Genomic DNA, 12,542 nt, shown 5'->3' with positions numbered 1-12,542 from the left:
GACAGACTGAATCCGCCGGTTCGTGATCAGGAACATCCACGTTCTCCAGGAGATCGCATGGTGGAACAGTCCTCCGAGGTCGTTTCGGAGCCGGATGAACCTGCCGTCGCCCTGAGCGGAACCGGCCCCGGAGGGGCGGAGACCGAGCGGAGGCTCGCGCAGGCACTGGCCGACCTCCTCGACGCCGAGACCGTCCCGGTCGGCAGCCACTTCTTCACCGACCTCGGTGCCAACTCCCTGGTCATGGCCCAGTTCTGTGCCCGAATACGCAAGGCCGACGATCTCCCGTCGCCGTCCATGCGGGACATCTACCGGCACCCCACGATCCAGAGCCTGGCGGCGGCACTGGGCCCGACCGCCCCCGCTCCCGCCGATCCGGTGCCCGCCCCGCAGCCGCCCGTGCCGTCACCGGCACCGGGCCCGCGCGCCGGCCGGTGGAACCATCTGGTCTGCGGAACCCTCCAGTTGCTGGTCTTCCTCGGCTACTCCCTGGTATCCGGATTCGTCACCGCCAGGGGATACGAGTGGATCGCCACCGGCAAGGGACTGGCCGACGTCTATCTGCGGTCGCTGCTCTTCGGCGGCGGCGCGTTCGTGGCGCTGTGTGCCTTCCCCGTCGCCGCGAAATGGCTGCTCGTCGGCCGCTGGCGCCCTCGTGAGTTCCCCGTCTGGGGCCTGACGTACTTCAGGTTCTGGCTCGTCAAGGCGCTGCTGCACGCGAACCCGATGGTCTTCCTCACCGGGACCCCGCTGTACGTGCTGTACCTGCGGGCCCTCGGCGCACGGATCGGCAAGGGCGTCACGATCCTCTCCCACTCCGTTCCCGTCTGCACCGACCTGCTGACCGTCGGGGCGGGTACGGTGATCCGCAAGGACTCCTTCTTCCTCGGCTACCGGGCGCACGCCGGACACATCCAGACCGGCCGCATCACCCTCGGCACCAACGCCTTCGTCGGCGAGAAGACCGTCCTGGACATCGACACCTCCCTCGGTCACGGAGCCCAGCTCGGCCACTCCTCCGCCCTGCACCGCGGCCAGGCCGTCCCGGACGGCGAGCGCTGGCACGGATCCCCCGCGGAGCCCACGCGGACCGACTACATCAGGATCGCCCCGGCGAACTGCGGCCCCCTGCGCCGCGCCTGGTTCGGCCTGGGCACGCTGCTCCAGCTGCTCGTCCTGTACGTCCCGCTGGCCGTCGGCGGCGCCTACATGCTGTTCACCGAAGTACCGCTGATCGGCAAGCGACTCGACCCGAACACGGTCTCGCTCGGCTGGTCGGAACTGCTCCCCGACGCCCTGCTGCTCTCCGCCGTGCTCTTCGTCGGCTTCCTCGTCCTGGGACTCGCGGCCCTGTGCACCCTGCCGCGCCTGCTGGGCCTCCTGGTCAAGCCCGACAAGGTCTATCCGCTCTACGGCTTCCACTACGCGCTGCAGCGGACCACGGCCCGCATGACGAACGTCAGGTTCTTCGCCTGGCTCTTCGGCGACAGCTCCTACATCGTGGGCTACCTCCGCGGCATCGGCTACGACCTGTCACGGGTCGAGCAGACCGGGTCGAACTTCGGCACCGAAGTGCAGCACGAGACACCGCTGCTGGTCTCCGTCGGCAGCGGGACGATGGTGGCCGACGGCCTCTCCGTCCTCAACGCCGACTTCTCCAGCACCTCCTTCCGGCTGTCCCGGGCCTCGATCGGGGCGCACAACTTCCTGGGCAACAACATCGCCTACCCGGCGGGCGCCAGGACCGGGGAGAACTGCCTGCTCGCGACGAAGGTGATGGTGCCCCTCGACGGCGAGGTCCGGGAAGGCGTGGGACTCCTCGGCTCACCGTGCTTCGAGATCCCCCGCTCGGTGGAGCGCGACGCCGGCTTCGACCACCTCAGGACCGGAGAAACGTTTCACCGGCGGTTGGCGGCGAAGAACCGCTACAACCTCTGCTCCATGGCGCTCATGCTGTTCGTGCGCTGGCTGCACACCTTCGCGCTCACCCTCTTCGGCCTCGCCTCCGTGGACCTCTACGGTGTGGTCGGCCACGTGGTGATAGGCGGCTACCTGGCGCTCACCCTCGCCTTCTCCGCCGCCTACTACGTCCTGGTCGAGCGCTGCCTCGCCTCCTTCCGGGCGCTGCGCCCCCGGCTGTGCTCCATCTACGACCCGTACTTCTGGTGGCACGAACGGCTGTGGAAGGTACCGGACCACTTCCTCAACATCTTCAACGGAACCCCGTTCAAGAGCCTGGTCTGGCGGCTGCTGGGCGTGCACATCGGCCGCCGGGTGTTCGACGACGGCTGCTACCTGACCGAGCGGACCCTCGCCACCATCGGCGACGACTGCACCCTCAACGCCGGCAGCAAGATCCAGTGCCACTCGCAGGAGGACGGCACCTTCAAGTCCGACGTCACCACGCTCGGCGACGGCTGCACCCTGGGCATCGCCGCCCATGTGCACTACGGCGTGACCATGGGCGACGGAGCGGTGCTCGAACCCGACTCCTTCCTCATGAAGGGCGAGGAAGTCCCCCCGCACGCCCGGTGGGGCGGCAACCCCGCGGTGGACATGCCGGACGGCGTGAGCCGGTCCGCCGGCGTCGCCCGGGTCACGACAGCAGCCGACGCCGCCACGGCGACCGTGAGTTGAGGAAGGCCATTCGATGCGAACGCGCGTGGAGACGGACCGGGAGTTCTGGACCCGGACACTGACCGCCGGCGGTGCCACCCCCGTACCCCGCTGGGTCCGGGAACCGGTGCCGGGCACGGCCGGGCACGAGACACCGCTGCCGACCGACCTCGCCCGGGCGGTGCGTGAACTGGCCGCGCGGCACGGCCTGCCGACCGGCACGGTGCTGCTGGCCGCCCACCTCAAGGTGCTGGCCGCGCTCTCCGGCGAGCCGGAGGTGGTCACCGGCCACACCACCGTCTCCGGCGGCGCACCGCTGCCGTGCCGGGTGTCCGTCCCCGCCGGAAGCTGGGCGGCCCTGCTCTCGGCCGCCGCACACGCCGAGGCGGAGGTGCAGGCGCACCAGGACCACCCGGTGGCCGCACTGCGGCGCGAACTCGGCCTGACGGAGCCGTCGTACGAGGTGGTGTGGAGTCCCCCCGGCGCAGCGGGGACCCACACCGACGACGGCGCCCTGCACGTGCGCGGGTCCGACCGGGACGGCCGGCTCACGCTGAGCCTGCGGTACCGCACGGACGTCCTGGACGCCGGGGCCGCCGCCCGCATCGCCGGCTACCACCTGACCGCGCTGCGGCTGCTGACCGCTGACCCCGACGCCGACCACACCCGGCAGAGCCTGCTCTCGGCCGAGGAACGGCACGAACAGCTCGAAGGCCTGGCCGGGCCGCACCGCCCACTGCCGGACGCCCGCGCCCACGAACTGTTCGAGCAGCGGGTGCGGGCGCATCCGCAGGCCGTGGCGGCCGTGCACGGCACCCGGGAGTGGACCTACGACGAACTCAACCGGCGCGCCAACCGGCTGGCCCGCGCCCTGCTCGCCCGCGGCCTGGGCCGGGAGGACGTCGTCGCCGTCGTCTCCGAGCGCACCCTCGACTGGCTGGCGGCGGTGCTGGCGGTGTTCAAGGCGGGCGGCGTGTACCTGCCGATCGAACCGCACTTCCCGGCCGGCCGCATCGAGACCACCCTGTCCCGGGCCGGGTGCCGGCTGGCGCTGACCGAACCCGGCAGCACGGACACCCTGGACCGGGCGCTGACCGCCCTGCCGGACGTCACGAAGCTGCCGTTCGACACGGCCTACGCCGAACCGCACGCCGACGACGACCCCGGGATCCGCGTCGAACCCGGTCAACTCGCCTACATCTACTTCACCTCCGGCTCCACCGGCGAGCCCAAGGGCGCGATGTGCGAGCACGCGGGCCTGCTCAACCACCTCCACGCCAAGATCGACGACCTGGAGATCGGCGCGGGGACCGTGGTCGCCCAGACCGCCCCGCAGTGCTTCGACATCTCCCTGTGGCAGCTCGTCGCCCCGCTGCTGGCCGGCGGGCGGACCCTGCTGGTCGAGCAGGACGTCATCACGGACGTGGCACGGTTCACCGAGACCCTGGAGCGCGGCCGGGTCGGCGTGGCCCAGCTCGTGCCGTCGTACCTGGAGGTCGTGGTCTCCTACCTGGAGCAGCAGCCGCGCGCCCTGCCGGACCTGCGGTACGTGTCGGTGACCGGCGAGGCACTGAAACGGGAACTGGTCCAGCGCTGGCTGGCGGTCCAGCCGGGCATCGGCCTGCTCAACGCCTACGGCCTGACCGAGACGTCCGACGACACCAACCACGAGCTCCTCCGGGAGGTGCCCGAGCGGGTGCTGCTCGGCCGGGCCGTCAACAACGTCCGCGTCCACGTCGTGGACGAGCACCTGGCGCTGGTACCGCTCGGCGCCCCCGGCCTGATCGCCTTCTCCGGCGTCTGCGTGGGCCGCGGCTACGTCAACGACCCCGAACGCACCCGCGAGGCGTACCGCACGGACCCCTACCGGCCCGGTGAACGGCTCTACCTGGGCGGCGACTGGGGGCGCTGGCACCCCGGCGGCAAGCTGGAGTTCCTCGGCCGCCGGGACAGCCAGGTCAAGATCCGCGGGTTCCGGATCGAGATCGGCGAGATCGAGAACTGCCTGCTGCGGGTGGCCGGCGTACGGGACGGCGCGGTGGTCGTCGCCGAACGGACCGGCGGCGGCAAGCAGCTCATCGCCTTCTACTCCGGCACCCGGCAGCGGCCCGAGGCCCTGCGCGAGGAACTCGGCGCCGCGCTGCCCGGCTACATGGTGCCCTCCGCCTTCCACTGGCAGGACAGCCTCCCGCTGACCGCCAACGGCAAGATCGACAAGAAGGCCCTGACCAGGCAGGCCGAAGCCGCCCCGACCGGTGAGGCACACCGGGCGACCGGCGACCCGCACCGGACGGCAGCCGGCGAACTCGGCGCGACCGAACGGCGCGTGGCCGCGGCCTGGGCCGAACTGCTCGGCGTGCCCGAGGAACAGGTCGGCCGCACCGACCACTTCTTCGACTCCGGCGGCACCTCCCTGACCGCGGTCAGGCTCAGCCTCGCCCTCGACCGCGCGGTGTCCCTGAAGGACATCACCCGGCACCCCGTCCTCGCCGACCTGGCCGCCCTCCTCGACGGGCCGGCCCGGCAGCGCCCGGAACTGCTGCTGACCCTGGCGGACGGGACCGGCACCGACGAGTGCGCCCTGGTCTGCTTCCCCTCCGCGGGCGGCAACGCGGTCAACTTCCAGCCGATGGCGAGCGCCCTGGCGGGCAGCGGCCTCACCGTCCTCGCCGTGGACCCGCCCGGCCACAACCTCGCCGCACCCCCCGAGCCGTTCGCGTCCGTCGAGGAGGTCGCCGAGCAGGCCGCCGCCGAACTCGCGGCGCGCGGACCGACCCGGGTCATGCTCTGGGGCCACTCCTCCGGAGCGGCACCGGCCATGGAGACGGCCAGGAGGCTCCAGCAGCGCGGCATGCACGTGGAGCGGCTGTTCCTCGGCGCGCAACTCCTCGGCACCGCCGCCGAACGGCACACCGCCGTCACCGAACTGGCGCACCTGAGCGACCCCGACATCGCGACGCGCCTGGCCGCGGACGGCGGCCACCCCGAACTCGCCGAGCTGAACCCGCGGCACGCCGCCCACATCGCCGCCGCCTACCGGCACGACTGCGTCGCGGCCCACCGCTACTTCGGCACGGCCCTGGAAGCCCCGCCGCCCGTCAAGGTGTCCGCGCCGCTCACGGTGGTCGTCGCCGCCGACGACCCGCACACCGCCGGCCACACGCGGCACCACCGGGACTGGCTGCTCCTGGCCGACCGCGTCGAGCTGCACGAACTCGCCGACGGCGGCCACCACTTCCTGCGCACCCGCCCCGCCGAGGCCGCGCGGGCCGTCCTGACCACCGTCCTCCCCCTCGCCTCCTCCTGACCCGTCACACCCCAGGCGGTCGACCGAAAGGAACCCGAGATGCCGTTCTCCTCCCTGGCATCACCGCTCGACGTGGAGCTGCGGCCGGACAAGCCGGCACTCCTGCGCGTCGATCCCCCCGACGACCCCCCGAAATGGGCGGCCGAGCACCGCGAGGCGCTGCGCGCCCAGGTCACCGAGCACGGGGCACTGGTCGTCCGCGGCCTCGGACTGCGCGACACCGCCCAGACCGGTGCCGTCTTCGGGCACCTGGCCGGGGACCTCATGACGGAGCGCGAGGCCTTCGCCCCCCGCGAGACCCACGGGCCCGGCGTGTACGCGTCCACGCCCTGGCCGGCCAACCAGCCCATGTGCATGCACCACGAGCTGAGCTACCTCCGCCAGGCGCCCGGCCTGATGCTGTTCGCCTGCCTCACCGCGCCCGAGCAGGGCGGGGCCACGGCGGTGGCCGACGCCGAGGAGATGCTGCGGGCGCTGCCCGCCGGGCTCGTCGAACGGTTCGAGCGGGAGGGCTGGATCCTGACCCGCTCCTACAACGACGAGATCGGCGCGAGCCTCACGGAGTCCTTCGGCACCGCCGACCACGCCGAGATCGAGCGCTACTGCCGGGCCAACGCCGTCGACTTCACCTGGCAGCCCGACGGTTCGCTCCGCACCGAGCAGCGCCGCAGCGCCGTCGTCCGGCACCCGGTCACGGGCCGCCGCTGCTGGTTCAACCAGATCGCCTTCCTCAACGAGTGGACCCTCGCACCCGAGGTGCGCGAGTACCTGGTGGACGTCTACGGCGCGGACGGACTGCCGTTCAACACCCGCCACGGCGACGGCACCCCGATCGGCGAGGACGTCGTCCAGCTGATCAACAGCACCTACGAGGCGCACACCCGGCGCGAACCCTGGCAGCGGGGCGACCTGCTGCTCGTGGACAACATCCGCACCGCGCACAGCCGGGAGGCGTTCACCGGAGACCGGCAGGTCCTCGTCGGCATGGGCGAACCCGTCCGGCCGGCCGAGGACCGCCCGGCGACGGAGGCGAGCGAGCGATGACCGACACACTGTCGACCGGCACCCGGTCCGACGCCCCCCGGCGGCCCGCCGTACCGACCTTCGCGGTCATCACCGGCGAGCAGGTGCACCAGGCGCTGAGCGGGCGCGAGAAACAGCTCACGGAGCTGGTCGAGACCGTCTACCGGCTGCACGACGCGGGCGACTCGGTCAACCCGCCCTCGTACTTCCTGCGCTTCACCGACCGGCCGACCTCGCGGATCATCGCGCTGCCGGCCTCCCTCGGCGGCTCCGTCCACGTGGACGGACTGAAATGGGTCTCCAGCTTCCCGGAGAACGTGAGCAGCGGGCTGCCGCGGGCGTCCGCGGTGCTCATCCTCAACGACCAGCAGACGGGCTACCCGTTCGCCTGCCTCGAGAGCTCGATCATCAGCGCCACCAGGACCGCGGCCTCCGCCGCCCTGGCCGCCGACTGGCTCAGCCGCACCCGCACCCGGCCCCGCCGGGTCGGCTTCTTCGGCACCGGACTGATCGCCCGCTACATCCACACCTTCCTGGCCGGCACCGGCTGGGACTTCGACGAGATCGGCGTGCACGACCTGTCCGCCGACAGCGCCGGCGGCTTCCGCGGCTACCTGGAGCAGACCGGCGGCGGCGCGCGGATCACCGTCCACGAGACCGCCGAGGACCTGGTCCGCGGCAGCGACCTCCTGGTCTTCGCCACCATCGCAGGACAGCCCCATGTCACGGACCCGGCCTGGTTCACCCACAACCCGCTGGTCCTGCACGTGTCCCTGCGCGACCTCGCCCCCGAGATCCTGCTGGGCGCGGCCAACTTCGTCGACGACGTCGACCACTGCCTCAAGGCCGACACGTCACCCCATCTGGCCGAACAGCTCACCGGCAGCCGGGACTTCCTCAACGGAACCCTCGGCGACGTCATGGCCGGCCGGGCCGCCCCGCCGCCCGACCGCCCGGTGGTCTTCTCGCCCTTCGGACTCGGCGTCCTCGACCTCGCCGTCGGCAAGTACGTCTACGACGAGGTGTCCCGGGCCGGGGACCTCGGTCTCATCGATGACTTCTTCCACGAACTGCGCCGCTACGGCTGAGGCCGTCGTCCTCGGCCCGGCACCAGGAGGCCCGCCGTGCCTGTCATCTCCGCTCCCTACGCCTTCAACGAGGGCGACCTCTACGTCGACCTGGAGTCGATCTGCGGACACCCGCTCTACCTGAAGTGCGAGGCCTTCAACTTCGCCGGATCCATCAAACTGAAGGCCGCCAACGAGATGGTGGAGAAGGCCGAGCGGGACGGAATCCTGAAAGCGGACTCCGTCCTGGTCGAGTCCTCCTCCGGCAACCTCGGCGTCGCGCTCAGCATGATCGCCGCGAGCAAGGGTTACCGGTTCCTGTGTGTGACGGACTCCCGTTGCAACCTGTCGACCAGGCTCCTGATGGAGGCGCTCGGCAGCGAGGTGCACATCGTGGCCGACCAGGACGCCAACGGCGGGTTCCTGGGCACGCGGATCGAGTACGTCCGCTCGCTGTGCGCGTCGGACGACCGGTACGTGTGGCTCAGCCAGTACACCAACGCGGGCAACTGGATGGCGCACTACCGCACCACCGCCCCGGAGATCGCCCGCCGGTTCCCCGAGCTCGACGTGCTGTTCGTCGGCGCGGGCACCACCGGAACCCTGATGGGCTGCGCCCGCTACTTCCGCGAGTGGCACCGTCCGGTGCGGATCGTCGCGGTGGACGCGGCCGGCTCGGTGGCGTTCGGCGGCGAGCCCGGCCGCCGGATGATCCCCGGTCTCGGCATGAGCATGCGCCCGCCGCTGCTCGACGAGTCCTTCGTCGACGAGGTGATCCAGGTGGAGGAGCCGGACACCATCCGGATGTGCCACCGCATGGCCCGGCACGGCTTCCTCTTCGGAGGCTCCACCGGGACCGTGGTCAGCGGCTCGGCGGACTGGCTGACCCGGCACGACGCCCGTGACCTCACCGCGGTCGCCATCGCACCGGACCTCGGCGAGCGCTACCTCGACACCATCTACCAGACCAACTGGCTGCAGGACCTGTACGGCGACCAGGTGCTCGCCACCGAGGACGTCGGCCGGGTGCCGGGCACCGGCGACGTCGACCGGGTACCCGGCTCCGTGGACGGCGGCCAGGTGCTCGACACCAGGGACACCGCACCGCGCAAGACCCTGCCCCGGGAGCCCAAGTCCGCCTCCCGCGCACCGGCCCGTCGGCGCAGCAGCACCTGACGGCGGCGCAGGCCCGAGCACGGCCCCCCGGAGACGCCCGCGCGGCGCCGCCGGGGGGCCGCGGCATGCCCGCCGGGCCGCTCAGTAGCGCACCGGCAGGGCGCGCAGTCCCCGGGTGCGCAGCGACGGACGCCAGTCCAACCGCTCGACCGGGACGTCGAGTTCGAGGCGGGGGAAGCGTTCGAGGAGTGCGCCGAGGGCGATCTCGGTCTCCAGCCGGGCCAGCGGTGCGCCGAGGCAGTAGTGGATGCCGTGGCCGAGGGCCAGGTGCCCGGTGGCGTCGCGGCCCAGGTCGAGCCGGTCGGGCTCGGGGAAGCGGCGCGGGTCGCGATGGGCCGCCGCCAGGGACAGCAGCACCGTCTCGCCGGCCGGGACGGTGACCCCGCCGACGGTGACGTCCTCGGTCGGGAAGCGGCGGATGGCGAGCGGCGCGGGCCCGTCGTAGCGCATCAGTTCCTCCACGGCGGGCCCGAGCAGGTCCGGATCCGCCCGCAGCGCCGCCAGCTGCCCGGGGTTCCGCAGCAGGGCAAGAGTGGCGTTGCCGATCAGATGGACGGTGTTCTCGTACCCGGCGAACAGGATCAGGAAGGCCAGCGACACCAACTCGTCCTCGCTGAGCCGGTCCTCCTCGTCCCGTACCGCGATCATGGCGGAGAGCAGGTCGTCGGCGGGCTCGGCCCGCTTGCCGGCGAGCAGCCGCGCGAAGAACGCCAGCAGCGCCCCGACGGCCTCCTTCGCCCGCTCGGGCCGGGCGGGGTCCGGGACGACGAGGGCGTCGGTCCAGGCCCGGAAGTCCGGCCGGTCGCCCTCGGGCACGCCCAGCAGCTCGCAGATCACGGCGATGGGCAGCGGTGCCGCGTAGGCGGCGACCAGATCGGTACGGCCGAGGGGTGCCATCGCGTCGAGCAGGGCGTCGGCGGTCCGCCGGACGGGTTCGCGCAGCAGGGCGACACGGCGGGGCGTGAACGCCCGGGACACCAGGCGGCGGACGCGGGTGTGGTCCGGCGGGTCCATGTTCAGCAGGTTGGCGTCGAGCGCGGGCGGCAGCGCGAGCCCGCGGTAACCGCCGGGCTTGGCATGGGCCTTGTCGAGGGAGAGCCGAGGGTCCGCCAGGGCCTGCCGCACGTCGTCGTACCGCGTCACCAGCCAGGCCGGCAGCCCGTCGGTGCCGGCGACCCGGTGCACGGGCCCGGCCTCCCGCAGCCGGGCGTACCCGGCGTACGGGTCGGTGAGCAGCTCTGCGGGGTCAACGACCGCCGGGGCGGGGGGTGTTGTACTGGCGTCCATGCCTCAACCCTAGACAGCGCGGACGCCGACCACGGCCGGTCATCCGACGGCGGTCACCCGGCGGCCGGTCACCCAGTCGCTGCCTGTCACCCGGCGGCCGGGATGCCGTCGGAGGCGTCGGCGGAGTGCAGCAGCCGCAGGAACGCCTTGACGCCCGCGATGAGTTCCTGGTTGTCGGTGAGCCGGTTCACCGTGGACTCGAACTCCCTGCCCAGCGCCGTGATCCTGCGGTCCGCCCGCTCGGCGCGCTCCTCCGAGCCCAGGGCCAACGCGTCGACGGTGCGGCGCAGTTCGGCGAGGGCCCGGTACTGTTCCTCCGCCTTCTCCTCCAGAACCCGGGTCCCGGCCTCGGCGCGGTGCAGCCGGGCCTGCAACTCGACGACGTCGTCCCGCGGATACGTGACGTCCTTCAGGAGGCTGCCCAGGCGCCTGCGCAGCTGGCCGAAGTACGCGCCGGCCGGCCGGAAGAAGGTGCTCAGCAGGAAGAACCCGGCGAACCAGTACCCCGTGAACTCGCCGGTCGCCCACGCGACCGCGACGACGGCCGCGGCCGTGACGACGTGCCCCGCGACCGCCGCCCGGAGCATCGCGCGGGCGATGCGCGCGGCCTCGGCGTCCCGGGCCGCCGGAACCGTCATGCCCTTCTCCCGGCTGACGGAGATCTCGGCGAGCACGGCATGCGCCCGGAAGTACAGGTTCCAGGGCAGGGTGAGCAGGAGCAGCAGCCACAGCAGGCTCAGCACCCCCGCCCCCACCGCGAACACCACCGCCGTCGGCGCCCCCGTCACATACGCGAGGACCAGCGCCGTGGCCGCGGCCACGACCGCCGCCACCGCCCCGAGAAGTCTGCCCATGGTCCGTGCCCCCGTCTCCCGCCCGCCCGTCCGCCGGCACGACCCATCGTCCCCGCCCTGGCGCGGGCCGGCATGAGTAGCGGTACTCAGGGGAGCACGGCACCCGCTGCCGGAGCCGGCCCGGACGAGGGAGTCGCGCGCGGGGTAGGGTGCAGCGGTGGAACGGATCTTGGTGGTGGGTGTGACGGGTGCGGGCAAGTCCACCCTCGCCCGGACCTTGGGCAGCCGTCTGGGCCTGCCGTACCACGAGATGGACGCCCTGTACTTCAACGGCCCCGGCTGGGCCGTCAACGGCGAACTGGCCGAGGACGTCGTACGGCTCACCGCCGGGCCTCGCTGGATCATCGACTCGCTCGGCTATCCGGAAGTCCGTGACCTGCTGTGGGACCGGGCCGACACCGTGATCTGGCTGGACTATCCCCGACGCGTCGTCATGCCCCGCGTGCTGCGCCGGTCCGTCCGGCGCACCGTCACCCGCGAGTCCCTCTTCGGCGGGAACAGGGAGACCTGGTCGGGGTGGCTGAGCCGGGAGCACCCGGCCTGGTGGGCCTGGTCCCAGCACGGCGCCCGGAGCCGCGAGATCGGGCGCCGGGTCGGCGATCCCCGCTTCGCCCCGCTCCACACCCACCGCTTCGCCCACCCGGACGACACGGCGGCCTGGCTGGCATCCCTCTGAGGCCAGGGCCGGGACGCCGGTCGAGAGACAGGCCGGGGCGTCAGCGGCCGAACTTCGCGAGGGCCGCCGGGGTGACGGGGGTGAAGAAGTTGACGAGGTTGCCGTCGGGGTCGCGGAACAGCAGCGACCGGTTGCCCCAGGGCATCGTGGTGGGCCCGGTGACGAAGTCGTCGACGAAGCCCTTCAGGTTCTGGTGGACGCGGTCCACGTCGTCGACGAGGAACTCGGTGATCACACTCTGGTTCGCTGCCGGGCGGGCGGAGCCCGGGGCGAACAGCGGGACGGTGCGGGTACCGGCGATCGCGAGGGTCGCGCCGGCCGTCCGGAGTTCGGCGAAGTCCTCGGTGGCCCAGGTAGCCCGGGCCCCCGTGGCCTGCTCGTAGAACGCGACGAGGCGCGCCACGTCGCCGGTGATGATGCGGATCGAGACGAAGTCCATGGGATCTCCTTGGCCGTGCTGAAGGCGTGCGCTGAACGCGTGCACTGAAGGCGTGCACAGCGCAGGCTAGGAGAAATAGCGGACAGAATCGGTCCGG

9 protein-coding genes are annotated in these 12,542 nt (G+C 72.4%); 6 read left to right on the top strand and 3 right to left on the bottom strand.

The genetic code is table 11. The features are described from left to right. The first annotated feature begins 57 nt into the window (after positions 1 to 57). Genes AB0D74_RS22305 through sbnA form a run of 5 tightly spaced genes read left to right on the top strand, consistent with a single transcriptional unit; the run spans position 58 to position 9,189 of the window. Positions 58 to 2,637 (top strand): Pls/PosA family non-ribosomal peptide synthetase, encoded by a 2,580-nt coding sequence (locus AB0D74_RS22305; protein ID WP_362589525.1) that lies wholly within the window; start codon positions 58 to 60, stop codon positions 2,635 to 2,637. 13 nt (positions 2,638 to 2,650) lie between these two features. Then, positions 2,651 to 5,923: an amino acid adenylation domain-containing protein gene (locus AB0D74_RS22300; protein WP_362589522.1), complete on the top strand. Its 3,273-nt coding sequence runs from the start codon at positions 2,651 to 2,653 to the stop codon at positions 5,921 to 5,923. Positions 5,924 to 5,962: 39 nt separating this feature from the next. Beyond that, a complete protein-coding gene (locus tag AB0D74_RS22295) occupies positions 5,963 to 6,967 on the top strand; it encodes a TauD/TfdA family dioxygenase (RefSeq protein ID WP_362589519.1) in 1,005 nt (334 codons plus the stop codon). Further along, positions 6,964 to 8,034, top strand: a complete 1,071-nt coding sequence (gene sbnB, locus AB0D74_RS22290; protein WP_362589516.1) for a 2,3-diaminopropionate biosynthesis protein SbnB — start codon at positions 6,964 to 6,966, stop codon at positions 8,032 to 8,034. Before AB0D74_RS22295 ends, sbnB begins: the two co-directional genes overlap by 4 nt. 36 nt (positions 8,035 to 8,070) lie before the next feature. Continuing rightward, on the top strand, positions 8,071 to 9,189 hold the full coding sequence (gene sbnA / locus AB0D74_RS22285; RefSeq protein WP_362589514.1) for a 2,3-diaminopropionate biosynthesis protein SbnA: 1,119 nt from the start codon (positions 8,071 to 8,073) through the stop codon (positions 9,187 to 9,189). A gap of 81 nt (positions 9,190 to 9,270) precedes the next feature. On the opposite strand, the gene AB0D74_RS22280 is transcribed toward sbnA, so the two are convergent. Next, positions 9,271 to 10,476 (bottom strand): cytochrome P450, encoded by a 1,206-nt coding sequence (locus AB0D74_RS22280; RefSeq protein WP_362589511.1) that lies wholly within the window; start codon positions 10,474 to 10,476, stop codon positions 9,271 to 9,273. Positions 10,477 to 10,562: 86 nt separating this feature from the next. Continuing rightward, complete coding sequence (locus AB0D74_RS22275) at positions 10,563 to 11,330, bottom strand: hypothetical protein (protein ID WP_362589508.1); 768 nt, start codon at positions 11,328 to 11,330, stop codon at positions 10,563 to 10,565. 157 nt (positions 11,331 to 11,487) lie between these two features. On the opposite strand from AB0D74_RS22275, the gene AB0D74_RS22270 reads away from it, so the two are divergent. Next, a complete protein-coding gene (locus tag AB0D74_RS22270; RefSeq protein WP_362589506.1) occupies positions 11,488 to 12,006 on the top strand; it encodes an adenylate kinase in 519 nt (172 codons plus the stop codon). Positions 12,007 to 12,046: 40 nt separating this feature from the next. On the opposite strand, the gene AB0D74_RS22265 is transcribed toward AB0D74_RS22270, so the two are convergent. Next, entirely contained in the window at positions 12,047 to 12,445 is a 399-nt protein-coding gene (locus tag AB0D74_RS22265; RefSeq protein ID WP_362589503.1) for a VOC family protein, read from the bottom strand. Positions 12,446 to 12,542: the final 97 nt, after the last annotated feature.

Source organism: Streptomyces sp. NPDC048278 (genome assembly GCF_040652195.1).
Taxonomy (GTDB): Bacteria; Actinomycetota; Actinomycetes; order Streptomycetales; family Streptomycetaceae; genus Streptomyces.
Note: the sequence above shows the minus strand (reverse complement) of the source record. Positions and strands in the feature narration are given on the sequence as shown.